This is a genomic window from Rahnella sp. RFA10(1/100) (assembly GCF_004195115.1).
Lineage (GTDB): Bacteria > Pseudomonadota > Gammaproteobacteria > Enterobacterales > Enterobacteriaceae > Rahnella > Rahnella perminowiae.
Window position 1 is genome coordinate 1 of the sequence record NZ_SEWR01000002.1, and the last position, 26324, is coordinate 26324.

22 protein-coding genes and 1 riboswitch are annotated in these 26324 nt (G+C 51.6%); of the genes, 8 read left to right on the forward strand and 14 right to left on the reverse strand.

The genetic code is table 11. The features are described 5' to 3' along the window. Positions 1 to 91 (forward strand): IS3 family transposase (locus ETV65_RS06740; protein ID WP_129952153.1); only part of this gene is annotated, 91 nt, incomplete at its 5' end. A gap of 79 nt (positions 92 to 170) precedes the next feature. On the opposite strand, the gene xseA is transcribed toward ETV65_RS06740, so the two are convergent. Beyond that, the gene (gene xseA, locus ETV65_RS06745; RefSeq protein WP_129952154.1) at positions 171 to 1541 is read right to left on the reverse strand and encodes an exodeoxyribonuclease VII large subunit; all 1371 of its coding nucleotides are present in this window, start codon (positions 1539 to 1541) and stop codon (positions 171 to 173) included. A 168-nt stretch (positions 1542 to 1709) separates the two neighbouring features. Here xseA and guaB point away from each other — a divergent pair, with 168 nt between their 5' ends. After that, positions 1710 to 3176: an IMP dehydrogenase gene (gene guaB / locus ETV65_RS06750; protein ID WP_015689478.1), complete on the forward strand. Its 1467-nt coding sequence runs from the start codon at positions 1710 to 1712 to the stop codon at positions 3174 to 3176. A 213-nt stretch (positions 3177 to 3389) separates the two neighbouring features. After that, positions 3390 to 4967 (forward strand): glutamine-hydrolyzing GMP synthase, encoded by a 1578-nt coding sequence (guaA, locus tag ETV65_RS06755; protein ID WP_129952156.1) that lies wholly within the window; start codon positions 3390 to 3392, stop codon positions 4965 to 4967. Positions 4968 to 5084: 117 nt separating this feature from the next. Here guaA and ETV65_RS06760 read toward each other — a convergent pair whose 3' ends face one another. The 3 genes from ETV65_RS06760 to ETV65_RS06770 form a co-directional block, all read right to left on the reverse strand. After that, positions 5085 to 6002 (reverse strand): hypothetical protein, encoded by a 918-nt coding sequence (locus ETV65_RS06760; RefSeq protein ID WP_240782817.1) that lies wholly within the window; start codon positions 6000 to 6002, stop codon positions 5085 to 5087. A 375-nt stretch (positions 6003 to 6377) separates the two neighbouring features. Then, on the reverse strand, positions 6378 to 8078 hold the full coding sequence (locus ETV65_RS06765; protein ID WP_129952157.1) for a hypothetical protein: 1701 nt from the start codon (positions 8076 to 8078) through the stop codon (positions 6378 to 6380). 435 nt (positions 8079 to 8513) lie between these two features. Next, complete coding sequence (locus ETV65_RS06770) at positions 8514 to 9287, reverse strand: NAD(P)H-dependent oxidoreductase (protein ID WP_129952158.1); 774 nt, start codon at positions 9285 to 9287, stop codon at positions 8514 to 8516. Between the two features lie 86 nt (positions 9288 to 9373). Here ETV65_RS06770 and ETV65_RS06775 point away from each other — a divergent pair, with 86 nt between their 5' ends. Continuing rightward, entirely contained in the window at positions 9374 to 10267 is an 894-nt protein-coding gene (locus tag ETV65_RS06775) for a LysR family transcriptional regulator (protein ID WP_129952159.1), read from the forward strand. A 70-nt stretch (positions 10268 to 10337) separates the two neighbouring features. Here ETV65_RS06775 and ETV65_RS06780 read toward each other — a convergent pair whose 3' ends face one another. Further along, complete coding sequence (locus ETV65_RS06780) at positions 10338 to 10997, reverse strand: DUF3313 domain-containing protein (RefSeq protein ID WP_129952160.1); 660 nt, start codon at positions 10995 to 10997, stop codon at positions 10338 to 10340. A gap of 138 nt (positions 10998 to 11135) precedes the next feature. Continuing rightward, positions 11136 to 11570 (reverse strand): GNAT family N-acetyltransferase, encoded by a 435-nt coding sequence (locus ETV65_RS06785; protein WP_129952161.1) that lies wholly within the window; start codon positions 11568 to 11570, stop codon positions 11136 to 11138. A gap of 153 nt (positions 11571 to 11723) precedes the next feature. Continuing rightward, positions 11724 to 11822: riboswitch (TPP riboswitch) on the forward strand. Between the two features lie 34 nt (positions 11823 to 11856). Here ETV65_RS06785 and thiM point away from each other — a divergent pair. Then, a complete protein-coding gene (thiM, locus tag ETV65_RS06790) occupies positions 11857 to 12675 on the forward strand; it encodes a hydroxyethylthiazole kinase (protein ID WP_129952162.1) in 819 nt (272 codons plus the stop codon). Continuing rightward, positions 12662 to 13462 (forward strand): bifunctional hydroxymethylpyrimidine kinase/phosphomethylpyrimidine kinase, encoded by an 801-nt coding sequence (gene thiD, locus ETV65_RS06795; protein ID WP_129952163.1) that lies wholly within the window; start codon positions 12662 to 12664, stop codon positions 13460 to 13462. Before thiM ends, thiD begins: the two co-directional genes overlap by 14 nt. Before the next feature lie 7 nt (positions 13463 to 13469). Here thiD and ETV65_RS06800 read toward each other — a convergent pair whose 3' ends face one another. The 3 genes from ETV65_RS06800 to ETV65_RS06810 all read right to left on the reverse strand — a co-directional run bounded on the left by ETV65_RS06800 (position 13470) and on the right by ETV65_RS06810 (position 16054). Continuing rightward, positions 13470 to 14318 carry a hypothetical protein gene (locus tag ETV65_RS06800; RefSeq protein WP_129952164.1) on the reverse strand — a complete coding sequence of 283 codons (849 nt, stop codon included), beginning with the start codon at positions 14316 to 14318 and terminating at the stop codon, positions 13470 to 13472. Positions 14319 to 14440: 122 nt separating this feature from the next. Then, entirely contained in the window at positions 14441 to 15127 is a 687-nt protein-coding gene (locus ETV65_RS06805) for a GntR family transcriptional regulator (RefSeq protein ID WP_129952165.1), read from the reverse strand. Between the two features lie 90 nt (positions 15128 to 15217). After that, positions 15218 to 16054, reverse strand: a complete 837-nt coding sequence (locus ETV65_RS06810; protein WP_129952166.1) for an AraC family transcriptional regulator — start codon at positions 16052 to 16054, stop codon at positions 15218 to 15220. Positions 16055 to 16326: 272 nt separating this feature from the next. Here ETV65_RS06810 and ETV65_RS06815 point away from each other — a divergent pair, with 272 nt between their 5' ends. Together ETV65_RS06815 and ETV65_RS06820 are read left to right on the forward strand one after the other, a co-directional pair. Beyond that, a complete protein-coding gene (locus ETV65_RS06815; protein ID WP_129952167.1) occupies positions 16327 to 17736 on the forward strand; it encodes an MFS transporter in 1410 nt (469 codons plus the stop codon). A 22-nt stretch (positions 17737 to 17758) separates the two neighbouring features. Beyond that, a complete protein-coding gene (locus ETV65_RS06820; RefSeq protein ID WP_129952168.1) occupies positions 17759 to 19732 on the forward strand; it encodes a beta-L-arabinofuranosidase domain-containing protein in 1974 nt (657 codons plus the stop codon). Between the two features lie 75 nt (positions 19733 to 19807). Here the strand turns inward: ETV65_RS06820 and ETV65_RS06825 are convergent, their stop codons facing one another. The 5 genes from ETV65_RS06825 to ETV65_RS06845 all read right to left on the reverse strand — a co-directional run bounded on the left by ETV65_RS06825 (position 19808) and on the right by ETV65_RS06845 (position 26215). Continuing rightward, positions 19808 to 21097 (reverse strand): MFS transporter, encoded by a 1290-nt coding sequence (locus ETV65_RS06825; protein ID WP_129952169.1) that lies wholly within the window; start codon positions 21095 to 21097, stop codon positions 19808 to 19810. 124 nt (positions 21098 to 21221) lie between these two features. Beyond that, complete coding sequence (locus tag ETV65_RS06830; protein ID WP_129952170.1) at positions 21222 to 22235, reverse strand: Zn-dependent oxidoreductase; 1014 nt, start codon at positions 22233 to 22235, stop codon at positions 21222 to 21224. An 11-nt stretch (positions 22236 to 22246) separates the two neighbouring features. Continuing rightward, the gene (rspA, locus tag ETV65_RS06835) at positions 22247 to 23461 is read right to left on the reverse strand and encodes a starvation-sensing protein RspA (protein ID WP_129952171.1); all 1215 of its coding nucleotides are present in this window, start codon (positions 23459 to 23461) and stop codon (positions 22247 to 22249) included. Between the two features lie 191 nt (positions 23462 to 23652). Beyond that, complete coding sequence (gene yiaK, locus ETV65_RS06840; RefSeq protein WP_129952172.1) at positions 23653 to 24666, reverse strand: 3-dehydro-L-gulonate 2-dehydrogenase; 1014 nt, start codon at positions 24664 to 24666, stop codon at positions 23653 to 23655. Then, a complete protein-coding gene (locus ETV65_RS06845; RefSeq protein ID WP_129952173.1) occupies positions 24653 to 26215 on the reverse strand; it encodes an MFS transporter in 1563 nt (520 codons plus the stop codon). Before ETV65_RS06845 ends, yiaK begins: the two co-directional genes overlap by 14 nt. Positions 26216 to 26324: the final 109 nt, after the last annotated feature.

Below are 26324 nucleotides of genomic sequence, written 5' to 3' on the forward strand. Positions count from 1 at the left end.
GGAATACATCGGGTACTACAATCGCGACCGGATCAAAATGAAACTGGATGGTATGAGCCCGGTAGCCTACCGGACTCATATGTTCCCCTGACGTAGTTCTGATGTCCAACTTCAGGGGTTCAGTTCAGCGACGGGGGAGGCCGGGAGAGGGTTTTAAATTCAACTCCGGGCTAAACCGCACGTTTCCGCGCTTTCTTTTCCACCACAACCGATTTCACTTCACTTTCAATCCAGCCATCGGCCAGACGGGTTTTCAGCGTATCGCCCGGTGCTGTCTGCGTGGTTTTCTTCAGCAATGCGCCCTGTGGTGTGGTGGTCACACTGTAGCCACGTGCCAGGGTCGCCAGCGGGCTGACGCCTTCCAGTTGCGTACAGGCAGTGCCGAAACGCTGACGGCTTTCCGCCAGCTGTGAAGACATCGCCTGTTGCAGCCGGTACTGAAGTTGCTGAACCCGTTGCTGGGCACGGTGAATGCGCGGTTGCGGCTGCTGTTGCGTCAGGCGTTGCTGCAAACGGTCGGTGCGACGCAGCATCTGGCGCAGCTGATTTTGCATGGCTTCATCGAGACGACGGCGCAGCCTGAACAGCGCCGTCTGCTGGCGGGCCAGCCGCAAATGCGGGTGCTGCTGTTGCAGACGGTGATTCAGGCGCGTGAAGCGCTGCGTCAGTTGGGCGAGATAATAATCCATCGCCATTTCGAGACGCTGCTGCTGCGACTGGATCTGGCGCAGCAATTCCAGCTGGTTCCGGCTGATCAGTTCGGCGGCGGCAGACGGTGTCGGCGCGCGTAAATCCGCAACAAAATCGGCAATGGTGACGTCGGTTTCATGGCCAACGGCGCTGACGATGGGAATGCGGCTGGCGAAAATCGCCCGTGCCACGCGCTCATCGTTAAAGCTCCATAAATCTTCCAGCGAACCGCCACCGCGTCCGACAATCAGCACATCCACTTCCTCGCGGGCGTTAGCCAGTTGAATGGCGCGGACGATTTGCGCCGGGGCATCGGCACCCTGAACGGCGGTCGGATAAATAATGACGGGTAACGACGGGTCGCGACGCTTTAAGACATTTAAGACGTCGTGCAATGCGGCACCGCTGGCGGAGGTGATCACACCGACGCATTTGGCCGGGGAGGGCAGCGGTTGTTTATACTGCGCATCAAACAAACCTTCGGTGGCCAGTTGCTGTTTCAGCAGATCGAATTTTTGCTGCAATAAACCGTCGCCTGCTTCCTGCATACTTTCGGCAATCAGCTGATAATCGCCACGCGGTTCGTACAACGTGATGGTCGCACGAACCAAAACCTGCTGACCATTTTGCGGACGGAATGTGGTGCGGCGGTTGGTATTACGGAACATGGCACATTTGACCTGAGCGCGGTCATCTTTGAGCGTAAAATACCAGTGGCCAGAGGAAGGCTGTGAGAAGTTTGAGATTTCACCGGAGAGCCAGACCTGACCCATTTCGTTTTCCAGCAACTGTCGGACCGTCTGATTGAGGCGGCTTACGGTAAAAATAGGAGGCGAAGAAGGTAGTGGCATGTGATCCAGATCAAATTCAAATACAGAGACTTAATCGAACGATACTACATGCCCGCAAAAGGTAATCAAGAAGTTTTTGAAATAGTTCTGGTCGAAATGCCTACTCACCTGTATACTCCCGCTGCAATATTTTATCTTTTCCGCATCCACCTTGGTGAGATATTGCCCATGCTACGTATCGCAAAAGAAGCACTAACGTTCGACGACGTTCTCCTTGTTCCAGCCCACTCCACAGTTCTGCCTAACACTGCCGACCTCGGTACTCAACTGACCGCTAAAATCCGTCTGAATATCCCTATGCTGTCCGCAGCGATGGATACCGTGACTGAAGCGAATCTGGCGATTGCTCTTGCGCAGGAAGGCGGCCTTGGATTCATTCACAAGAACATGTCTATTGAGCGTCAGGCGGAAGAAGTCCGTCGCGTGAAGAAGCATGAAAGCGGCGTTGTTGCTGACCCTAAAACTGTCACGCCATCGACCACTTTGCGTCAGGTTAAAGAACTCACTGAAATTAACGGTTTTGCCGGTTATCCGGTCGTGACGGAAGAAAACGAACTGGTCGGTATTATTACCGGTCGTGACGTGCGCTTCGTGACCGATCTGGAACAGCCTGTGACCGCCGTCATGACGCCGAAAGAACGTCTGGTGACGGTCAAAGAAGGCGAAGCCCGCGAAGTCGTGCTGCAGAAAATGCACGAAAAACGCGTAGAGAAAGCGCTGGTGGTTGACGCGCAATTCCATCTGCTCGGTATGATCACCGTCAAAGACTTCCAGAAAGCCGAACGTAAACCTAACGCCTGTAAAGATGAGCAGGGCAGCCTGCGCGTCGGTGCTGCGGTTGGCGCGGGTGCGGGCAACGAAGAGCGTATCGATGCGCTGGTGGCTGCCGGTGTTGACGTATTGCTGATTGACTCTTCTCACGGCCATTCCGAAGGCGTGCTGGAACGTATCCGTGCCACCCGCGCAAAATATCCGGATCTGCAAATCATCGGCGGTAACGTCGCGACGGGCGCAGGTGCGCTGGCACTGGCTAAAGCGGGCGTGAGCGCGGTGAAAGTCGGTATCGGCCCTGGCTCCATTTGTACCACCCGTATTGTGACCGGCGTGGGCGTTCCGCAGATTACCGCGGTTTCTGACGCGGTTGAAGCGCTGGAAGGCACCGGTATTCCGGTCATCGCTGACGGCGGTATCCGCTTCTCCGGCGATATCGCGAAAGCCATCGCGGCAGGCGCAAGCTGCGTGATGGTGGGTGGGATGCTGGCAGGTACGGAAGAATCTCCGGGCGAAATCGAGCTGTATCAGGGCCGTTCGTACAAATCCTATCGCGGCATGGGGTCTCTGGGCGCCATGTCCAAAGGCTCTTCTGACCGTTACTTCCAGACGGATAACGCCGCAGACAAACTGGTACCTGAAGGTATCGAAGGTCGCGTAGCGTATAAAGGCCGTCTGAAAGAAATCATCCACCAGCAAATGGGCGGCCTGCGCTCCTGTATGGGGCTGACCGGTTGTGCTACCATCGACGACCTGCGCACCAAGGCTGAGTTTGTCCGCATCAGCGGTGCAGGGATCCAGGAAAGCCACGTGCATGACGTGACCATTACTAAAGAGTCACCGAACTACCGCATGGGTTCTTAATCCCACAGTCGCTGCTGCGCGTCGGCGATCCGGCGTGGGAAGCTGGCTTAAAATGCTCATTTACGTTATGTAAACTGCGCTTTTTCGCCAGCCTCCGCTTTGCCTCACGGGCGCCTGGATCGAGTCACTACAAATTTATATCCAGCCCGTATTTTCCGGGCTGATTAATATTCCGTTTTAACGCTTTTATTGCTTTCTGGAAAACGCCCCCTCATGAGCGAAAATATTCACAAGCACCGTATCCTGATCCTCGATTTCGGCTCCCAGTACACCCAGCTTGTTGCGCGCCGCGTGCGTGAACTGGGTGTCTATTGCGAACTCTGGGCCTGGGACGTAACCGAAGCCCAAATCCGCGAATTCAACCCGAACGGGATCATCCTGTCCGGCGGCCCGGAAAGTACAACCGAGCATAACAGCCCGCGTGCACCAGACTACGTCTTTGAAGCCGGTGTACCGGTTCTGGGCGTTTGCTACGGCATGCAAACCATGGCGATGCAGTTAGGCGGCCATGTTGAAGGTTCTAACGAGCGCGAATTTGGTTATGCGCAGGTGGAAGTTCAGACTGAAAGCGCGCTGATCCGCGACATTCAGGATGCCCTGAGCGAGAACAACAAACCGCTGCTTGATGTCTGGATGAGCCACGGCGATAAAGTAACGGCCATTCCGTCTGATTTCGTGACCGTTGCCAGTACCGAGACGTGCCCGTTTGCCATTATGGCGAACGAAGAAAAGCGCTTCTACGGTGTGCAGTTCCACCCGGAAGTGACGCATACCCGTCAGGGCCTGCGTATGCTCGAACGTTTCATCATGGATATCTGCGAGTGCGAAGCACTGTGGACGCCGGCAAAAATCATTGAAGACGCCGTTGAGCGTCTTCGTGTGCAGATCGGCGACGATCACGTCATCCTCGGTCTGTCCGGCGGTGTTGACTCCTCCGTGACCGCCATGCTGCTGCACCGCGCCATCGGCGACCGCCTGACCTGCGTGTTCGTCGACAACGGTCTGCTGCGTCTGAACGAAGCGGATCAGGTGCTGGAAATGTTCGGTGACCGTTTCGGTCTGAATATCGTTCACGTCGCGGCGGAAGAACGTTTCCTGTCTGCGCTGGCAGGTGTGGATGAGCCGGAAGCCAAACGTAAAATCATCGGCCGCGTCTTTGTTGAAGTATTCGACGAAGAAGCCTGCAAGCAGGATGAAGTGAAATGGCTGGCGCAGGGCACCATTTACCCTGACGTGATTGAGTCTGCGGCCTCTGCCACCGGCAAAGCGCATGTGATCAAATCGCACCACAACGTGGGCGGTCTGCCGAAAGAGATGAAACTGGGTCTGGTTGAGCCGCTGAAAGAGCTGTTCAAAGACGAAGTGCGTAAAATTGGTCTGGAACTCGGCCTGCCATACGACATGCTTTACCGTCACCCGTTCCCGGGGCCGGGGCTGGGCGTTCGCGTACTGGGCGAAGTGAAGAAAGAGTACTGCGACCTGCTGCGCCGCGCCGATGCTATCTTTATCGAAGAGCTGCATAAAGCCGACCTGTATAACAAAGTCAGCCAGGCTTTCACGGTCTTTCTGCCGGTCCGCTCTGTCGGCGTGATGGGCGATGGCCGTAAATACGACTGGGTTGTCTCTCTGCGCGCAGTCGAAACCATCGACTTCATGACCGCGCACTGGGCGCACCTGCCGTATGATTTCCTCGGCCGCTGCTCCAACCGCATCATCAACGAAGTCGACGGCATCTCCCGCGTTGTTTATGACATCTCGGGCAAGCCACCGGCAACGATTGAGTGGGAATGAGGGGGCGATTTTTTAATTGCCTGACTTGATAAAAGAACACCAATAAATTTTATCTATTGGTGTTCTTTTTAAGAATATGAAAGATTTAAATTCCCGTATTAAATTAAGAATACTTTATTATTCATAGTCCCAGCCCCATGAATATAAACATTGTATTGCATGAAGGAGAGCACATAAATGGATACTTTTGGATATTGAGAAATAAAGCTTCCCACTAAAAGACTTATCTAAGCCCTCAGGCATGTTTATATAACCTAATGTTCTCAATTGTGTTTTTGTTCTTTTCATTTCAGAGTAAAGTTGTGGGGATTCTCTCAGTTGGAAGTGCTCTTTATTTCCCTGAAGGATTAAATCGTCAAGGTACTTAGCGCTTATGGTAAGATTGGCTTTTAGATTGTTGTACAACGTATTGAAGTTAATCATTTCTTTTTGAACGTTGCTCATCAACTCTTGTAGTTTAGATTGATCAAGTCTTGCATTCATCTCTAAAACCAGATTGCAAAAATAAGTATCATTCATTAAATCCGCCTCTAGGTATGTATTTGGTTCTAAATGATACTTTAAATTTATTTTTTCTCTGAAAGAACAATCTCCAAATATATTTTTAACTGGATTGAGATTATCCTCAATAAAAGATATTTGGTAAAATCTATGTGATATGTTTTCTGAAGTTTGCCAGGCAAGTTGCCCCTGGAATGTACGGAAAACCATTTCTGAACTTTCATGCAGTAAATGCCTTAGATATCTCTCTGCATGTTGATTGGTGTCATATCGGTCGAAATGGTTAACTATTTTTACTAATGTTTCCCCAGCTAGCCTACTTAATTCAAGAAGATCATTTTTATGTTTGTTTTGTGTTTTAAGTAGTGCTTTTCTATATGCCAAATGAGATTGAGATAAATGAGAACGATAGTCATTAAAATGATTTCTCTTTGCAAAATCACTTTGCTTTTTTGCATACAGCATACTGAATGCCGATACAATTAATGCAGCAAATGATAATATTTCAGTTAATCCAATATTCATTTTATCCATAGCATATCAATTATTTTTCCACGTCCAGTAATTATACTTTGTTGAACATTTCTGCATCAAGGGAATTGTTCAAAAGATTAGAATGGTAAAAATCCTTTAGGGATCGTTGTGAGACTGATTGATCTGTCCCTAGTATTAGACACAATCTTTAGTTAGTACGGTCGGTTTTCCTGGACGGCACAGGAATACGTCTCTCGAACTCTATCGGGGACAGACCATTCGCAGACGAATGTCTGCGAATGGTCCAATCCGAACCTGCGCAGCTTGAGGCTGGCATATTCAAACTCATCATGCCCGCAGCATAGAGCTCTCAGATTACAAAAAGGCCCGCCAGTTGTTTTGGCGGGACTTTTTGTTTTGCATAGTGGCTTTCTGCTATTTGGGACCGACCAATTTTAGCACCAACTTTGATTTGTTTTGCTCGAACGTGTAAATCGCGGCCAAGGGGACAGCGGTGATAATCACCCCTGACAGGACCGAGGAGACTTGTGAGTTGAATTTATTCAGTAATGGCACTGCGGCAATGCCTTGGCTAATAACCCGTTGGGCGTAAATGCCGACAACAGCCGATGCCGCACCCATAATCACGACTTGCAAGGCCACCAGTTTGTCTGGCTCATTGCTGGTAACGATACGGATTGCACGCACAACGCTGAGGGTGCTCTCACGAATCAGCGCATAGACAAATGAAGGCATCTTCAATACCAAAGAAATGAGAATCTGAGGTATCACGCTCAAGGCGCCTGCTACGCCAGCCTCGATGCCCAGCGATTTCGCACGCGACCAAATTTGACGTTCTTCAAAACGCTTGCCGAGTTCAGCGCTCAGGCGATTCTTGCTGAGCTTCATCTCCTCAACAATTCCTTCTTCGGAGACAAACTTCATGCGTTTCAGTTCGTCCAGGAACACGTCAATGGTCTCCACCACAATCAGGCCCACGACCTGTTGTGCGGCCATGGTCGCGCCAGTGAGGGCAACAGTGGTACCGATCTCTTTAACTGCTCGGATTTTTGCAGAGCGGATAACCTGCTTACTCTCTGCATAAATTTTATCGACCGCCTTTTTGTCGATGACATGCTCTTTACCTGATCCCTTGATCGTCACGATCAACTTACCGTCATCGGTAGGATGTGGCTTGGAATTCGTGGACAGCCAGTCATACAGGTCAGCCTCACCCTTTTGGCTGTTGATGCTTCGGTGCATGTACTTCAGATTGCCGGGGTCGTTCACGACCTTACCCAACTGTTCATCGGTCAGGCCCATTTTCAACAGCTGAGAAGAGAAGATTTCTTTTCTTGAGGTGATGTGATCGACCGAGACAATAGTAGCCTTATCTCGTTCATAGACCAAAGGTTCATCTGGGTTGTAGTCATTCCGGAAAACCGTGCCGTTCGGCGTTTTATCAGAGGGCTTTGCATGGGAGTAGTCACCAAACGTGCCATGTTTATCGTGTCGATAGGTATCGTAGTCGTCAGTCAGCTTGCCATATTTAGCAGCACTTTTTTCATCTAGGATGTCTCCTAGCATAAAAGCAGCAATCGCGCGTCGAATTGATTCTTTGCGGCATTGCTCGTAGATGTCGTCCACGGAGCTTGCTGGGGTAGGTAGACGCTTTTTAACGTCGTTGACCATGTCGAACGTGGTCTTATCCAGTTCTAGCGTATCGCGGAACATGAGGTTGAGCTTGCTTGCTGATTGCTTGGAAAATTTTATAGCGGCTTCTGTTGTTTCGTTCAGGTCGAAATTCTGTACGGCATCGACGGCACTGTCTTTCATGTTCACAACGCCATCGCTCGCCTTGACGGCCTGATCTGCAAGATAGTCACGGGTGCCCGCATAGTCATGTTCCATGACTGTATCGATAGCCTTCGTTGTAGCTTTGCCCGCCTGGTCCGCTATGTTTGACGCAGTCCGCTTAGCAGTTGCTTGCGCTTCTTGATAATCGAAGTCTTTGACCATTTGTGACGCGGCGGTTGCCGCCTCTGCGCTTTTGGCCGCTGCGTCACCAAGCTTCTTTTTGGCAACTGCAGCCGCATCTTTCAACTTGTCCGCGCAGAATTTATCGAAGAAACTCATGCTGCACCTATTCCATTATTTTACAATTTGAATCAAATGTAGCATAGGACCTTGGCAATTAGATCTTTCTCAAAAAGGCGTTATTGCATAAATCGTTGCCCTTCAAGCGGTAGGCTTGCAGCATGAGTCAGCCCCGCAAGTCCCGCTATCGAGCTACCAACTGGAAACAGTACAACGCAGCCCTTAAGGCTCGGGGTTCTTTGACAGTCCGCTACGATGCTGCTCATGCTCTGATGTGCTTTTTCTTTGTATGGTATTTTTAATGGTATTTGATAGTAGATTGTTTTTAACCTATTGTTGTGTAAGTGTTATTTATGTTTATTTGTCATTGAGTGGGAATGTTTTAGCAAAAATAAAGGCTGAACGCCCGTAAAAACGCCAGTGCGATCGCAAGATCCACTGGCGTTTTTTTATGCCTGGCATGCTCTCAGGGGATTATTTCAGATGCGCCGCAAACCCGCTTTTCCCCGGCGCAATGTCCGGTTTCAATATCAGTGACGGTATAGCGTAATCGCCGCCATTCTGCTGGCGAAATGAAATTGGCGTGGTGCTTTCAACTGTATCCAGCCGGTGAGCCATCTCCCCGCAAATTTGCGCGTAGCGGGTCTCATCCATGCGTCCGGTGCGGTAGAACACCAGTGGCGGCAGCACGGTAAAGCCCGGATAATGCAGGATGCCATGGTGGATCGGGAACAACAGGTCGTCGATCGGGCCGTTAATCCCACGCGCGCTGTAATGGGGTTCCCAGCCGCCGGTGGTGACCATCAGCATGGCGCGTTTTCCGGCCATTTTGCCTTCCCCGTAACGGTCGCCCCAGTGCGTGTCGGAATGCTCACCAACACCATAGGCAAATCCATAAGCATAAACACGTTCAACCCAGCCTTTCATAATGGCAGGCATTGAAAACCACCACAGCGGGAACTGGAAAATCACGGTATCCGCCCATTGTAATTTTTCCTGCTCGGCGGCGATGTCATCGCTTTGCGTGCCATTTTTGTAAGCGCGCTGAGAATCCTGCGAAGGGTGAAAAGGCCCCGGCGACGGTTCGGTGTTATCTCCTGCATCCAGCACGGCTTTCCATTGCATGGCATACAAATCCGAAATCTGCACATTGTGCCCGGCGGCCTGCAAATGGCTGACCGCAAAATCTTTCAGCGAGCCGTTCAGCGAGTGTGATTCAGGGTGAGCATAGACGATCAATACATTCATGACGAAACCTCCGTTAATGGGATAAAGGCAGAGTAGGTTGTCGTCAGGTATAGTTGAAATGAATTGATCATATAGCAGGTATAGCGATGAGTAATTTCGGTCGTCTGGATCTCAATTTGTTGCTGACGCTGGATGTTTTGCTGGCTGAACAAAATGTCACGCGAACTGCGCAGCGCCGTAACCTTTCGCAACCTTCGGTCAGCGTTCAGCTCGCTAAGTTGCGTGAATTTTTTGATGATCCGTTGCTGCTGCCGGGGCCGCGGGGAATGCGTCCGACGGCGCGTGCGGACGAATTGCGGGAACCGCTGCGGCAGGCCCTTGCCGCGCTGGAAAATGCGATCATTGCCGGAGAGGTTTTTGACCCGTCAAAGGCGAACCCTACCTGGACTCTGGGTGCCGCGGATTACGGCGAATCCACTATCGTTTTACCGGCCTTACGGGCATTGCGTATGGCCGCACCTTCCGCGCGGCTGTCTATTTTTGAAACATCACCTGCGCGGATTATCCGCAAAATGGAGCAGGGTGAACTGGACCTGGCGTTTCATACCTCTGATGCGGTAATAAACGGGCTGCACAGCAGATTCCTGTTTGCCGAGCGCTATGTGCTGGTCAGCCGGAAAGGGCATCCGTCCGTCAACGGGCCGGTGACGCTGACAGAGTTCTGCGGGCTGGAGCATGTGATGGTTTCACCCGACGGCGGCGGATTTTATGGGTATACCGACACCGCGCTGGCGGCGGCGGGTTTAACGCGGCGTGTGGTCTTGTCAGTACCGCATTTCCTGTTTGTGCTTCAGGTGCTGATGACCACGGATCTGGTGGCGATGTTGCCCGAACGTTTAGTGCGGGGAAATCCTGCTTTGCAGATAACCGAAGCCCCGCTTGATGTACCGGGTTTTGACATGTTTATGGTGTGGCATGAACGTGCGCACCGTGACCCGGCACATCAGTGGTTACGGGAATTTATCGCTGATTCAGTCTGAAGGTTTATCATTCCCGGTAAACAAAAAAGGCAGCCCTCTGGCTGCCCTCATTGTTATGCTGTTTCGGGAGTTATTCTTTGAACAGCTTGGTATCGTTCGCCAGGCTGTCTACTACAACTTTTAAATCGTTAGCAGTGACTTTCTGAGTATCGTTGGCAACCTGCTTACCGAAGCCTTTACGCACGACTTTAATCACCGGTTTGCCGGTGCTGGCATCGATCAGCTCACCTTCAAAGTAAACTTCAGTATCACGCGTACGATGGCCTGTGGCGGTTTCAGTACCCGCAATAACCAGCGCGACCGGGATGACTTCATAGAACTGCAAACCCTCTGCCGAGGTGTTCACACCGGTGATCGCACCTTTGAAAATCAGTGTGCGCGGCCCTGCGTGATCTGTCAGTGGCATGCGCTCTGCCAGTGCCGGTTTCATGCGGCTGTTGGCGTAATCCAGCACCCCCTGCAAGGTAGCTTTGTCGATTTGTTCCGTTGGCTGAGGTTCCGGATAGAATTTAATCGGTTCGTATTTGATATAAGAATAATTGGCTTTTTTGAAAGCAGGATCTATCCAGCGCAGCACCGGATTACCTGATGCAGTTTTGACTTCCTTCAGACCGGAATAATCACCTAAAAAACCGGAGTATTTTTCTGTCTGGGTAATATGGCTGGTACAACCGGCCAGGAACAGCGCACCGGTCACTGCAGCAATCTGCATCAGTTTCATTGTTTTCATTCATACCCTCGAAATTTTTAAGGAAGCCATCGTATGTATAGCACTGCTGCGGAATTTAACCTCTTAACGACAAAGAAAAAATGATATTCGTCAGAACCACGAAAATAAGGTTTTTCGGGATAATCATTTTCTTCTCAATTATTTCTTTGGTGAATGAAATAAATAGTATTCACCTTTTGGGCTGTCCCCCGCAGAGATGATGGTCCAGCCTTTTGACAGATAAAAAGCGACGGCATTTTTACTCTTGGCTAAACATTTCAGCGATCCCTGACGGGTAAAGGTTTCTTCAGCAGCGTGAAGCAATGCCGAACCTGCACCGGTTCCCTGATACTGCGGATCAACAAACAGGTTATGCAAAAAATTTTCCTGAGTGAAAATTGAGGCGAATCCCAGTAAATGTCCGTCACGTTCTGCGACCAGTATTGTCTCGCCGAGCACTGCCCGGTCAAAATCTTCCAGCTGAAAATCGTCTTCCAGCCATGTCCAGGTGTGCTTGCGCGAGGCCAGATAGAGCGTACGTAAAAACGGGCGGTCGGCTTCTTGATAAGGGCGTACAGTCATTGTTGAGGGCAAGCATTGACTCCTGAGGAAGTTTTTCATCAACGTATGTTATTCAGGTCTGTGCCCAGATACTGCCAGTGAAGCGGAATGAGTTCAATAAGCTTCACTGATTGGTTTTTTAACGCATTTGCTGATTGATCTTCTGACCTCCGCCGCCAATAATGCTCCCTTGACTCGGGGTGCCCGCTGCAAAGCAGGGCTGAGATTTTACCCGTATTACCTGATCTGGATTATGCCAGCGTAGGGAAGTCAGGTATCTCTCCTGATACCGCCTTCTTGAGCGCCGGTAGGGAGACTTATGAATACCCGACCTACCTACATTCCCGGCGCTTTAGCCGCCACTTCTCTGAAACAACTTCGCTTTGCAGCGCCGCTGGTTCACTGCCTGACCAATGACGTGGTGCAATCTTTTACCGCCAACGTCCTGCTGGCGCTGGGCGCATCTCCTGCGATGGTGGTTGATCCCGCCGAAGCGGCACAATTTAGTGCCATCGCCGATGCCCTGCTGGTCAATGTCGGTACGCTGACACATCCCCATGCGCAGGCAATGCTGGCGGCCATTCAGGCAGGCAGTCAGGCCGGAAAGCCCTGGGTACTGGATCCGGTTGCCGTCGGCGGCCTGAACTGGCGTACAGAATTCTGTCGTGAACTCATCACACTTAAACCCGCAGCAATCCGCGGCAATGCCTCCGAAATCCTGGCCCTCAGCGGCGTCAGTGCGTCCGGGCGCGGCGTTGACAGCGGCGATGATTCCTTTTCTGCTTTACCTGCCGCACAGCAACTGGCGCGTGAGACCGGCGCAGTCGTGGCTGTCACCGGTGAAACCGATTATGTCACCGACGGCCAGCGCAGTTGGGCTGTGGCTGGCGGGCACCCGATGATGACCCGAGTGGTGGGAACAGGATGCGCACTATCCGCAGTAGTAGCCGCCTTTGCGGCTTTGCCGGGCGATCGTCTGGATAACGTGGCCGCCGCCTGTCGGGTGATGTCCTGCGCGGGCGAACGCGCCTGTATGGCCGTGAAAGGGCCGGGCAGTTTCACGCCTGAATTCCTCGATAATCTGTATTTAATGGGCGAAGAATGGCTGAACGGCGAGGCAGATAATGAAACGTATTAATGCACTGACGATTGCAGGCACTGATCCGAGTGGCGGGGCAGGGATCCAGGCGGATTTAAAAACCTTTTCGGCGCTTGGCGCGTACGGTACCAGTGTGATCACCGCGCTGGTAGCCCAAAATACCCGTGGTGTGCAGTCGGTCTATAACATTGAGCCAGGGTTTGTTTCAGCACAGCTTGATTCCGTACTGAGCGATGTGCGGATCGACAGTACCAAAATTGGCATGCTGGCAAACAGCCAGATTGTGGAAGCGGTGGCGGAGCGGATCCGGCATTATCAGCCACCGTTTGTGGTGCTGGATACCGTGATGCTGGCGAAAAGTGGCGATCCTTTGCTGCTGCCGGAAGCCGTTGATGCGGTGCGCCGTTTGCTGATCCCGCAGGCTTCGATGATTACGCCAAACCTGCCGGAAGCGGCGGCGTTACTGGAATGTGCGGTCGCAGTGAACGAAACCGAAATGCGTGAGCAGGGAGAAGCACTGCTGGCGATGGGATGTGGCGCAGTGCTGATGAAAGGGGGGCATCTGAGCGATGAGGAAAGCCCTGACTGGCTGTTTACACCGGGTTCCCGCGAGCGGTTTACTGCGCCGCGCGTGAATACCCGACATACTCACGGCACAGGTTGTACGCTGTCGGCCGCGCTGGCCGCTTTACGTCCGCGTCATCAACACTGGGCCGGTGCTGTGCGTGAAGCCAAAGACTATTTACAGCAGGCGCTGATGCAGGCCGATTCACTTGACGTCGGTCACGGCATCGGGCCGGTACATCATTTCCACCGCTGGTGGTAACCACAGATTATGCGAGGCGCAGGGTTTCACTCAGCGCCTGTTCAGCCTGACGGAATTTCGTCAGTGCCTGTTGCAAATGCACGGCATCAAACGGGTTCAGCGGATAGAATTTTTCTTCTTTACGCGGGCGCAGCATCACGCGAATTTTGTCCGCTGACATCCGTTCAAACAGATAGCTGGCAATATCGTCGTTCTCTTCGTCTTTCCATGACAGCAGCAATGCCGCCTGTTCGCCGCTGCGTCGGCCAATAAACTGCCCGTGCAACCACAACCCTTCCAGTTCGCCATCTTTTTGCAGTTTTTTACCGCTGAACCATGGCGATTCAGCCAGCGAAACGAGGGATTGCGACGTGATTTCGCCGTGCAACTGGCGCCATTGCGGGCGGTTGTTATCCATCTGCCAGCAGGCCATGCCGAGATAATCGTTCAGTTCACGCCAGTCCTGCTCCAGCTTCTCCCTGAGTTCAGGATCCTGCACATGCATGAACTGTTGCAGGCCGGTCGCCTGTTCGCCCAGCTTGTTATAGGCAATCACGGTCATGGTGCGGGGCTTACGGCGGAACGTGACCCACAGCAGCACTTTGGGGATACGGAAAGTGATGGCCTGAACGGTGAGTTTGTAACGATTGCCACGCGACATCACCAGGCCGCTGGACGTGCCCCGTTTGTCCTGATAATTCCTCACCAGGACCACGCTGTTCTGGCCCATCCAGCCCGTGACGTAATGTTCTTTTTCGCTTTCTGCCACGTCCAGATCCCGGACGATCTGACTGATTTTCTCGTTATCGAGTTGGGAGAGGGAGAGTGACTGATCGGCACTGTAGTAGCTTTTTTTCAGGGTGGCAGCGGCTGGCATAAAAGTATCCACGATATTGGTGTGGTTTACAGCTTACACCAAGTTGTCATACAGATTTCAGGGCTAACCCGCAAAATTTGAACGCCGTCGCAAACTGCTTGTGTTGTACTTCCTCCCTTTACTTACTCGGCATCAAACCAGTCACTGTTTTGTTCGGCAATGGGCGTAATGGTGGAAATCATTTCCTGCAAATGAATACGGATGGCTTTTTCTGCGGCGTCCGGGTCATGCGCTTGCAGTCCGTCAAAAATCGCATAATGCTGTGCAATCAGATTTTCCGGCGGTGACACTTTGCTGAGTGTCAGAAAGCGGACGCGATCCATTGTCGCTTTGATGTGCTCGACGGTTTCCCATGCCAGACGGCAGTCGATAATTTGTGCGATCGTGCGGTGGAACTCATCATCCAGTAGCAGGAATTCCTGCGTTTGCTGACGCTTTGCTGCCAGTGTCTGACGCTCAAGATTATGTCCGAGCAGCGCCAGATCTTTGTCCGTAGCGACCATGGCTGCACGGCGTACCACGGCGGTTTCAACGGCTTCGCGAATGAAACGTCCGTCAGCGACCCGTTTGGAGGAAATTTTCATTACATACGTACCGCGTTGCGGTAAAACCTGAACCAGTCCGGCTTCGGCCAGTTTGATAAAGGCTTCACGAACCGGCTGACGGGACACATTAAAGCGTGTGGAAATCTCTTTCTCCGACAGGAATGCCCCCGGTGCGATGGCACAGGTGACGATGTCCTGACGCAAGGTGCGATAAATCTGCTGATTAACCGGCACATTACTGAGAAATTCAAAGGAGTCTGTCATGGGCAAAAGTTGTCTTTAAAGTCGGAAGACCCCAATACTAACATGAGTTTTCTGATGTTTTTGAGATTGTTAGCGCAAGGTTTTATCAAATTATTGGGAGTTTATATGCTCACGGCAATACAGCTTTTTGTAGGCCGCAGGGGTAATGCCCAGTAGTTTACGAAATACCCGACGAAAATACGCCACGTCGTTAAACCCCGTCAGGCGTGCCACGTCCGCCACATTGCCGGTATTGGCCAGTAGCAGTTTTTCTGCTGCCGAGACCCGTTGTTTATGCAGCGCCTCTGTCAGCGTCATCTGAAAGGTCAGGCGGAAAACCCGCCCGAGATAATCGGCATTACAATGCAGCCGTTCCGCCAGTTCAGAGGCTCCCAGCGGCAGATGGAATTGTGTCGTAATCAGCTGACGGGCTTTATAGGCCAGCGCCACACCGGGGCCGCCCGGTTCAACATTCTCCGGCCAGGTGCGCGAGACTTCTTCTAACAGCAAAATCAGAAACAGATCCAGAGAATTACCGCCGCGTTCCTGTTCATATAAAAATAATCTGAACAGCGTTAGCAGCGTTTCGCGGTCCCTGACTTTACAATGTTGTGGAATATTCAGCTGTAAAGAGGGATTATTTTGCTGTGAATTATTTATTGCTATATCTTTCACAATATCAAAATGCAGCCAGTAAAATTTTAAATCAGCATCAAAGGTGGTGACGCCTTTATGTTCCCTGCCGGGAAATAACAATAGACTTTCTCCTTCGTGTAAATCAAAACGGCTATTTTCTTCCTGTAAAGACAATGAGCCCCGGACAACATAAATTAATTCATGCGAACTGAGTCTCCGGGTCGGATGTGTGCCTATTCCGCGGGAAATGAACAAACCGCCGTTTTGTACTTTCACCGGGATATTGACGGGAAAGGTAAGCATTTCAGTCATTTTAAGGCACTCATCAGGCTGGATATACCTGACAGTAGCATAGAGAACATGCATCTCCAGCCAGGTTTAAAGAGGTTTTGATCTGCTTCACAGATTCTGATCGTGAGTCGGAATTGTCCCGTTTAACTACTTTATCCTCCTCTTGTTGGCATGAGGCCATTATGCCAGATTTATGGCGTACCTTATTTAAATCCAGGGCTGACACCCATAATTAGCCTTATTTATTGTGTTCCTACAGCTTATTAATAACGATATAAAAGCGAGGAAAAATAATGCCAACAGATTCAGTTAATACCGGTTCTGCAACGGTAAACGGAGAGAGCAGAATAACTTCTGCCCATGCCAGACTTTCGGTCAGTGAAAAAATCGGTTACGGATTAGGTGATGCCGGTGGCACGATAATGACCTGTCTGATCACCAGTTTTCTGACATTTTTTTATACCGATGTTTTCGGGCTGACGCCTGCTATCGTCGGTACGCTGTTTATTTCCCTGCGGGTGATTGATGCGATTTCCGATCCGCTGATGGGCATACTGGCTGACCGTACGCAAAGTCGCTGGGGACGTTTTCGTCCCTGGCAGTTATGGATTGCGTTACCTGTTGGCGTGATCGGGTTTCTCACCTTTACGGTGCCCGGCCTGAGTGGAGATGCCAAAATTGCCTACGCCTTCTTCACGTACTTCCTGCTTTCCGTGTCGTATACGGCAATCAACGTGCCGTATTGCGCACTGATTAACACCATGACCACCGATCATCGCGAAGTGATGTCTTGTCAGTCGTGGCGCTTTGTCCTGTGCGGTGTAGCGGGCTTTATGGTATCCGTCGGGCTGCCGTGGCTGGTACAGGTGTTGGGTAAAGGCAATGCGGCACTGGGATATCAGCAGGGCGTGGGGTTGCTGTGTGCAGTGGCGGTAGTGATGTTTCTGTGGTGTTTCTTCACCGTGCGCGAACGCCTGCCCCTTGCGTTGCTCGGGCAGTTCAGCGTTAAAGAACACATCCGCGGATTGCTGAAAAACGATCAGTTGTTGCTGGTTTTACTGATGTCTTTCCTGCTGATCAATGTGTTCAATCTGCGCGGCGGCGGCTATATGTATTTCATCACGTATGTGCTGAAAGGCGGGGCAGGCTACGCTTCGCTGTTCTTCGGTATGGTGACACTGGCTTCCATTTTCGGCGCGGTCATCGTCAATCAGCTGACCAAATTCATCGACAGCGTGCGGCTGTATATGCTGACAAATCTGGTACTGGCGGTGTTTTCCCTGATGCTGTGGTTTGTTCCTGCCGGTGAACATCACCAGATATTGTGGCTCGGTATCATCTTTGTACACTGCGTGATCCTCGGGTTCACGTTGCCGCTGCATTTTTCCATCATGGCGTTCGCCGATGATTACGGGCACTGGAAAAACGGTATCCGTTCCTCCGGCATGAACTTTGCCTTCAACCTCTTCTTTATCAAACTGGCCTGGGCATCCAGTGCCGGGATCATCAGCCTGGTCTTCATTCTGGTCTCTTATCAGGCTGGCGCAGAGCACCAGACTGCGGCATCACTCGGCGGGATCACCTTGCTGGAAACCCTGTTACCGGCGGCGATGCATCTGCTGCTGGCGGGAACGCTGATGTTTTGCAAACTCGATAACAAATTGCTGTCGCGGATGTCGCACGATTTAGCTGCAAAAATTTAATTTAACTTTTTCAGGAGGTTGTATGCCGTTTTCTCCGGTAGATTCTTTAGAAGTGCCTTTGCAAAAGGTGAATGTTTCCGATGCATTCTGGCTGGAATATCAGCGTCTGGTGAAAGAGGTGGTGGTGCCGTACCAGTGGAAAGCGCTCAATGATGATGTCGCCGACGCCGAACCAAGTCACGCGATTGAAAATTTCCGTATTGCCGCCGGGCAAAGTGATGGTGAATTCTACGGTATGGTTTTTCAGGACAGTGATGTTGCTAAGTGGCTGGAAGCGGTGGCGTATTTACTGACGAAAACGCCGGATCCCGCGCTGGAGGAAACGGCCGATCAACTGATTGAGCTGATCGGCGCAGTGCAGCAACCTGACGGCTATCTGAATACTTACTTCACCGTCAAAGAGCCGCAACAACGCTGGACTAATCTGGCTGAATGTCACGAACTTTACTGCGCCGGACATCTGATTGAAGCCGGTGTGGCTTATGTGCAGGCCACAGGCAAAACCCGTTTGCTGGAGATTGTCTGCAAGCTGGCTGATCACATCGCACATGTCTTCGGGCCGGGTGAGAAGCAGTTGCATGGCTACCCGGGACATCCGGAAATTGAGCTGGCACTGATGCGTCTGTATGAACAAACCGCCGAAAAGCGTTATCTTGACCTGACCCGTTATTTTGTTGAGCAACGGGGTACACAGCCGCATTTCTACGATATCGAATATGAAAAACGTGGAAAAACATCGCACTGGAATACCTACGGACCGGCGTGGATGGTGAAAGACAAGGCCTACAGCCAGGCGCATGTGCCGGTGGCCTTGCAGACAACGGCTGTCGGCCATGCGGTACGTTTTGTGTATCTGTATGCCGGTGTGGCCCATCTGGCGCGGCTGAGTCAGGATCAGGAAAAACGCGAAGTGTGCCAGCGTGTGTGGGAAAATATGACCCGGCGGCAGATGTACATTACCGGTTCTGTCGGATCGCAAAGCAGCGGTGAAGCTTTTTCTTCCGATTATGATTTACCCAATGACACGGCTTATACCGAAACCTGCGCATCGATTGGCCTGATGATGTTCGCCAACCGTATGTTGCAGATGGATCCTGACAGCCGTTATGCCGACGTGATGGAGCGGGCGCTCTACAACACTGTGCTGGCCGGGATGGCGCTTGATGGCAAACATTTCTTCTATGTCAATCCTCTGGAAGTGCATCCGAAAAGCATTCCGTTCAACCACATTTATGACCATGTAAAACCGGTGCGTCAGCGCTGGTTCGGCTGCGCCTGCTGTCCGCCGAATATTGCGCGTCTGCTGACATCGCTCGGCCACTATATCTATACCCAGCGCCCGGACGGTGTGGATATCAATCTGTATATCGGCAGCGATGTCGAAGCGACAATTGGCGGAAAAGCGTTGCGGCTGAAACAGTCCGGCGGCTACCCGTGGACAGAATGCGTGCTGATTGACGTCGATACCGATCAGCCGCTGGAGGCGACACTGGCATTGCGTTTACCCGACTGGTGTGACAGCCCGCAGGTTTCGCTCGATGGTAATCCGCTGGCGCTGGCCAGCCTGACGCAACATGGATATCTGCGTCTGACCCGGACATGGCAGAAAGGCGATCGGCTTGAAATGATACTGCCGATGCCGGTGATACGGGTGAAAGGCAATGCGCTGTTGCGGCACGTTGCAGGCAAAGTGGCAGTGCAGCGGGGGCCGCTGGTGTATTGCCTTGAGCAGGCTGACAACGGCAGTGAGCTGCATAACATCCGCCTGCCGCATGATGCAACGTTCCGCCTGTTTTCCGGCAGCGGATTGTTCGCCGGTAAAACATTATTGCAGGCGCAGGGCGGGCGCCGGGCATCCGTTCAGGCCAGTCAGCAGCCGCTTTATCACTATAATCCGCCTGTGGAAGACACTGTGCCGCAAACCCTGACCTTTGTACCGTACTTTACCTGGGCGAATCGCGGAGAGGGAGAAATGCGGGTGTGGGTGGACGAATAAAATCGCCATCCTGTAATCTGACTGAATATTGGCTGCGCTCCCCGTTGACGGGGAGCGACATGCACATTCAGACCATCAGCTGTGAGACAGCGTGGAGTCGGGCAGGTGTTTTGGCGGTTTAATCACGAAGAACACCAAAATAGCGCCCAGCGCGGCGACGCCGCCAGCGAGAATAAAGGCACTGTCAAAGCGTCCGGTGTTTTGAACAATGAAACCCGTCACGACCGGGCCGATGATACCCGAGATGCTGCCGACCAGATGAATAAATCCACTGGTGCCGCCGACGCGGGATTTATGCACCACATCCTGGATAATCGCCCAGTAAATCGCACCGGTCGTATACAGGAAGAAAATAGACACTGACATCAGGATGACTGCCGGAACCACGCTGGTGACAATCCCGGCGAGTGCGACACAAACAGCCGCAGCTAACAGGCTGACCACTAATATAATTTTACGCGACAGCAATAAGCGGCCGGTAATATTAAAAATTTTATCAGAAATATAACCACCCAATGCCAGGCCGACAAAACCCACAATCCAGGGAATAACTGTCGTCAGGCTCATCTCTTTAATATTCAGTCCATGTGCCTGTACCAGATAAGCCGGGAACCAGCTGAGGAAGAAAAATAAAATATAGTTGTAGCAGAAGAAGGCAAATGCAGTAACCAGAATAATCGGCTGACGTAAATAATACCCAAGACCGTGTGAAGCCTGCGCCATATTCTCTTCTTCACTTAAATGCTCATTCTTCATTTCGTCAACTAAACGCAGTTCTTCCGGTGAAACGCGTTTGCTTTTCAGCGGATTATCCGCAACCGTAAAGAACCACACCACCATCCAGACGATGCCGATACTGGCAATGACCATAAACGCCGGACGCCAGCCGAAGGAAATTGCCAGATATCCGACAATCGGCCCGGCCACTGCGCCACCCAGGGGAGAACCGGCACTGAGCAAGCCCATCGCGGTTGCCGCCTGTTTCTTCGGGAACCAGCCGTTGATCATTTTATTTGCCGAAGCACAAATCGGGCCTTCGGCCATGCCGAATAATACCCGCAAAATCAGCATGGAATAAAAGCCGGTCGCGATAGCGGTCATGCCACAAAATACTGACCATAAGCCGACAGCTAATCCCATCACCAGCGTCGGGCCGAATTTATCCACGGCCAGGCCACCGATAAAGTTAAATATCGCGTAACCAAAGAAGAAACTGCCAAATATCATGCCGAATTGCTCGGGATTAATGGTCAGTTCTTTTTCTATCATAGGCACAGTAATCGACAGCGCAACGCGGTCGAGGTAATTGATCATATAAACCAGAAACAGCAGGAATACGATGATCCAGCGTAGGTTCTTAAACATAGATGCGTGCTCCACTTGTAGGTGTCGTTTTAATAGTGTTGCGTTTTTATAGGTAGAATATGAGGTACGGCAGGCGGGAAGATATTTGAAACCTTCCCGCCTTGTTGCAAAAATTAACGCTAAATCAGAATGTCAGTAAAACCTTGCAGCAGGAACGCTGATCTTTCTCGAACAGCGTTAATGCCGCTTCTACTTCACTGGCGGGCATCCAGTGCGTCACCAGTTTTTCGGGCGCGATTTTTCCCTGCTCCATCCATTCAATAACCTGCGGGAACCGGTGACTGTTCAGGCGTGAAGAAAACAGTGAAATCTCTTTGCTGGTGATACTTTGCTGCGTGATCAGGCTCGGCTCGCCGGAGAAACCCATCATACCGATACGTGCTGCCGGAGACGCCAGCAGAATGGCCTCCTGTAAGATCGCCGGATGGCAGGCAGCATCGACGATAAGTGTCGGGCGTATACCTTCTGCAGCCAGCACATCAGTCACGCTGCGGTCGCTGTTATTGATGATCCAGTCTGCGCCACTTGCCTGCGCCATCTGCAACCGTTCGTCGATACGGTCAGCGACAATGACTTTCTGCACCCCGTAAACCCCTTTCAGCACCTGAATCACCGTCAGTCCCATCGGACCTGCGCCGTATATCAGTGCGGTATCCTGCGGTGTCGGTTTGAGAAATGCCGTGATATTCGCTGCGATAGTAAACGGCTCGACCATGCTGGCGAGTTTGTCCGGGATCACTTCCGGCACCACATAGGCGTTTTTCGCCGGTGCACAGGCGTAATCACTGAAACCGCCATCGCGGTGGACGCCGATAACCTGCAGTTCTGCACAAACATTCGGGCGGCCGATCGAGCACGGGTAGCAATGCCCGCAACTGACTACCGGATCGATCACCACACGTTCGCCGATACGTGCGGTATCGACGCCTTCGCCGGTGCTGTCGATGTGGCCGAAGAACTCATGGCCGATAACCCGCGGGTATTTCGCAAACGGATTGTGGCCGTGATAAATATGCACATCTGAACCACAGATGCCCGCATGACTGACCCGAACTCGTACTTCGCCGGCGGCAGGTACCGGCAAAGCACGTTGCTCGATGACTAATTTTCCAGGTTGCTCAATAACGACGCTGTTCATGTTTCGCTCCCTTACCAGTTCCACAACGTGCCGTCTTCCAGACGGGCCACCGGCAGATACGCCGGCTCGTACGGATATTTCGCCGCCAGTTTTTCGTCAAACTCAATGCCCAGACCCGGTTTTTCGCCCGGATGCATGTAGCCGTTGTCGAACGTCCAGTTATGCGGGAAGACTTCCAGCATTTGCTCGGAATACCCCATATATTCCTGTACGCCGAAATTCGGCACCCACAGGTCGAAATGCAGGGCCGCAGCCATACAAATCGGCGAAAGATCGGAAGGGCCGTGCGAGCCGGTGCGCACCTGATATAACGAGGCGAAATCGGCGATGCGGCGCATACCTGTTATGCCGCCAGCGTGCGTCAGCGTAGTGCGGATATAGTCGATCAGCTGTTCTTCGATAAGCTGCTTGCAATCCCAGATGCTGTTAAACACTTCGCCGACGGCAATTGGTGTCACGGTATGCTGGCGGATCAGGCGGAAGCATTCCTGATTCTCAGCAGGCGTCGGATCCTCCATCCAGAACAGGCGATATTCTTCAATGCTTTTGCCAAAACGCGCCGCTTCGATGGGCGTCAGGCGGTGGTGCATGTCGTGCAGCAGATGTTCATCGAAACCAAATTTATTACGCACGGCTTCGAACAGTTTTGGCGTGAAATCGAGGTATTTTTCCGTTGACCATAACTGCTCTTCCGGCCAGTTGCCTTTCGTCGCCGGTTCGTAGGCCAGACCTTTGCCTTTCGCCATGCCATAAGTGGTTTTCATGCCCGGTACACCGCATTGTGCGCGGATCGCCTTAAAGCCCAGTTCTTTATGTTTGGCGTAATCATCGAGTACTTCATCAACGGAATGACCGGTGGTGTGACAGTAAACCATGACGCCGGTGCGGGATGCGCCGCCGAGCAACTGGTACAACGGCATATTGGCGGCTTTGGCTTTGATGTCCCATAACGCCATGTCCACGGCAGAAATGGCAGACATGGTGACCGGTCCGCGACGCCAGTAAGCGCCTTTATAGAAAAACTGCCAGATGTCTTCGATCTGATGCGCATCGCGGCCGATCAGCTGCGGACACACATGATCTTTCAGATAGGATGCGACCGGTAATTCGCGGCCATTTAGTGTGGCATCACCAATGCCGGTCAGCCCGCTTTCAGTGGTGATTTTCAACGTCACAAAGTTGCGTCCCGGACAGGTGACAAAAACTTCAGCATTCACGATTTTCATCGGTTACGACCTTTTGCAGTAAAAGTAGGATGCATTTTCTTTGGTTATAAATACGCCTTTTGCTAACTACCATACAAGTATGTTTAGCGTTTTTTGCCGGAGAGGATCACACTTTGTGAGGGAAATGTTGCAGGGATTAAAAAGAAAACGCCTGCGGTTAACAGGCGTTATTTGGCAGGAAAAAGCGGAGACTATTCCGCCAGGCGCATAACTTCGTTCCATACCGCTTCATCGACCGGGATGCCCAGACGGCGGTTTTGTTCACGGTTAGATGCAGCGGTCTGGCCCGGATAACGGACATCGCGGCTGTTTTCGGCAGGTTCCGACTGGTTAACGTAGTCTGCGACGCTGTCGGCCATGCGTTCGGTGAATTCGGCACCCCCGAGTTGTGTCGGGTCAAATACCATGAAAATCTGGCTGGCACCGGTGCAACTGCCTTTGCCAATTTTGTCGATCTCATTGGTGGGTGATCCGGCCGATAACAGCGCGGCCATGGCATCCAGCACAATGGCCAGTCCGGAGCCTTTCCAGTAACCCGTCGGTAAAATACGCATAGAGGCTTCGATAGGACCAGGATCGTCTGTGAGATGACCTTCTTTGTCGTAGCCGCCGGGGAAGGGCAGTTTTTCATTTTTCAGCCGCGTGACCTGCAATTTGCCGTAGGAATATTGCGACATTGCCATATCCAGTACGATCGGGCCTCTGGCACGGGGTACGGCCATCACGAACGGGTTGTTGCCCACTCGGGTGTTTTTGCCGCCCCACGCGGGCATGCAGGATTCAGTATTGGTCCAGCAAATCGCCGCCATGCCTTGTTGTGCCGCATGCCAGCCATAACTTCCGCCACGCATCCAGTGACTGCTGTTTTTCAGCGCGACAATGCCGACACCGTATTCCTTTGCCATCTCTGCCGCTTTATCAACGGCAAACAAGGCATTGGTGATGCCGATACCGCGGTTGCCATTATAGATGGCGATGGCACCAAGGGATTTTTCCAGCTCCGGTTTGGCATGAATATCAATCCAGCCCTTATTGACGTAATCGACAAAACGCGCCACACGGTTCAGGCCATGGGATGAAATGCCGTCGCAACTGGACTCTGTATGTATGCGTGCGCAGGTACGTGCGCTTGCTTCATCAAGTCCCGCTTTTTGCAGGGCGTGAAAGATAGTCTGTTGCATCAGGCTGAATTCAATTCTTTGCATGGTCGGCTCCGGTTGAGAGATCATCTGGCGTGAGTGTGGATAATTCTTCCGTCTGGCTAAGAATATTATTATCACCCCAACATTTTTCGTATGGCCAGCCGGTCAGCTGTTCGGTAATTAAGCGGGTTTCCGGTGTGACATCATATTTACTGCCGCCGGCTTTCAGGCGCTCAATCTCATTGACCAGCAACGCATGGTTATGACGTGTCAGACGGAATTTCATTGAACTGTATAAACCCACCAGCAGGAAGATGACTGAACCTGTGCCAAATACCAGCGTGATCCCGTACACGGCTTCAGCAGGTTGTGTTGCGCTTTTCGGGGTAAATCCGTAATGCTGTAATAACAGGCCAACCCCAAATAAAGCCACCGCCTGAACGGCTTTGCGCACGAAAGTCATGACGCCGGCGAATATCCCCTCGCGTCGTTTTCCGGTCAGCATTTCATCCACATCCGGAATAAAACTGTAAATATTCCAGCAAACATAACTGGTACCTGAACGGCCAACACCCATTAAAATGACGGAGAGATAAATCAGCGCCATATTAAACGGCAGTTGTAATAAATGGATGGCTAAAAACAACCCGACACTGGCTAACATAAATAACTGTGCGATACGGTAAGATGCGCCATTACCTAATTTCATGCACAGGAAAATAAACAGCGCGACACAGACAAACTGTACCAGTGTCATTAATGTCATGGCATTCGAGGCCGTCACGGCGTTTTGTCCGAGGACAAAAATAATGTAGTAGGCCAGCACTGCACCGAGTACGTCGAGAGCGACATAACCGCCCAGATACATCCCCACGTGCTGACGGAAGGTGCGTACTTTCATCGTCGAGATCAGGGATTTAAACAAATGTTTCATGTCGCGGCGAAAAGAGAGTTTTGGCGCGGCGACATCAACCGGGATCGGGCGCTCCCATGTGTAAAAGTAAAGCATCAGGATCACCACGGCAAACAGTACGCCGAAAATGACGCCCATAATCAGAAACGATGATGATGAATCTTCACCGAGATAGGCAATTATCCGGCCCGGTAACCAGGCGGCTAATATCGCGGCGCCGGTAGAGAAAAACATTCTCACGCCAGTCAGTTTGGTGCGCATTTTAAAGCTGGAGGTCATTTCCGCTGCCAGTGTTTCATAAGGTACAATGGCCAGCGTATAAGCGGCATAGAATAAAATATAAGTGAGCAGGTAATACCAGAATCCCATGCCGCTGACCCACATAATAATGTAGGTTACCATAATCAGCGGAGCACCAAATAAGAAGAAGAAACCTCGGCGGCCGTATTTTTTACCCCACGCATTACGGTAGAAATTATCCGTGACATACCCCATAAGCGGATCGAAAAAAGCGTCCAGCAGGCGTGCTGTAGCAATAACGGCACCGGCCTCTGCGGGACTTAATCCGGCATAGGTGGTATAGAAAAACATTATCCACAGACCCAATACCGCAAAACATCCCCCGCCGAAGAAATCTCCCCCGCCGTAGGCCAGCATATTTTTTACCGATATCGGTCTTTCTTTATGATGATTAATCATACTACCCCTGCATTCCGTCACCGGATAAATAAGAGTCGTAAAAAGAAATGCGTCGTTTGTGCCCGCAGAAGTTCATAAATGAAGTATTCAGCGACATCGGCAGAGTAAA

Coding starts and splice junctions, on each gene's coding strand:
- rspA (WP_129952171.1), bottom strand. CDS start 23,461: ATGAAAATCGTGAATGCTGAAGTTTTTGTCACCTGTCCGGGACGCAAC.
- ETV65_RS06800 (WP_129952164.1), bottom strand. CDS start 14,318: ATGCCAGCCGCTGCCACCCTGAAAAAAAGCTACTACAGTGCCGATCAG.
- ETV65_RS06775 (WP_129952159.1), top strand. CDS start 9,374: ATGAGTAATTTCGGTCGTCTGGATCTCAATTTGTTGCTGACGCTGGAT.
- ETV65_RS06820 (WP_129952168.1), top strand. CDS start 17,759: ATGCCGTTTTCTCCGGTAGATTCTTTAGAAGTGCCTTTGCAAAAGGTG.
- guaB (WP_015689478.1), top strand. CDS start 1,710: ATGCTACGTATCGCAAAAGAAGCACTAACGTTCGACGACGTTCTCCTT.
- yiaK (WP_129952172.1), bottom strand. CDS start 24,666: ATGCAAAGAATTGAATTCAGCCTGATGCAACAGACTATCTTTCACGCC.
- xseA (WP_129952154.1), bottom strand. CDS start 1,541: ATGCCACTACCTTCTTCGCCTCCTATTTTTACCGTAAGCCGCCTCAAT.
- ETV65_RS06830 (WP_129952170.1), bottom strand. CDS start 22,235: ATGAACAGCGTCGTTATTGAGCAACCTGGAAAATTAGTCATCGAGCAA.
- ETV65_RS06825 (WP_129952169.1), bottom strand. CDS start 21,097: ATGTTTAAGAACCTACGCTGGATCATCGTATTCCTGCTGTTTCTGGTT.
- ETV65_RS06805 (WP_129952165.1), bottom strand. CDS start 15,127: ATGACAGACTCCTTTGAATTTCTCAGTAATGTGCCGGTTAATCAGCAG.
- ETV65_RS06780 (WP_129952160.1), bottom strand. CDS start 10,997: ATGAAAACAATGAAACTGATGCAGATTGCTGCAGTGACCGGTGCGCTG.
- thiM (WP_129952162.1), top strand. CDS start 11,857: ATGAATACCCGACCTACCTACATTCCCGGCGCTTTAGCCGCCACTTCT.
- ETV65_RS06845 (WP_129952173.1), bottom strand. CDS start 26,215: ATGATTAATCATCATAAAGAAAGACCGATATCGGTAAAAAATATGCTG.
- guaA (WP_129952156.1), top strand. CDS start 3,390: ATGAGCGAAAATATTCACAAGCACCGTATCCTGATCCTCGATTTCGGC.
- ETV65_RS06765 (WP_129952157.1), bottom strand. CDS start 8,078: ATGAGTTTCTTCGATAAATTCTGCGCGGACAAGTTGAAAGATGCGGCT.
- ETV65_RS06760 (WP_240782817.1), bottom strand. CDS start 6,002: ATGGATAAAATGAATATTGGATTAACTGAAATATTATCATTTGCTGCA.
- ETV65_RS06770 (WP_129952158.1), bottom strand. CDS start 9,287: ATGAATGTATTGATCGTCTATGCTCACCCTGAATCACACTCGCTGAAC.
- ETV65_RS06815 (WP_129952167.1), top strand. CDS start 16,327: ATGCCAACAGATTCAGTTAATACCGGTTCTGCAACGGTAAACGGAGAG.
- ETV65_RS06810 (WP_129952166.1), bottom strand. CDS start 16,054: ATGACTGAAATGCTTACCTTTCCCGTCAATATCCCGGTGAAAGTACAA.
- thiD (WP_129952163.1), top strand. CDS start 12,662: ATGAAACGTATTAATGCACTGACGATTGCAGGCACTGATCCGAGTGGC.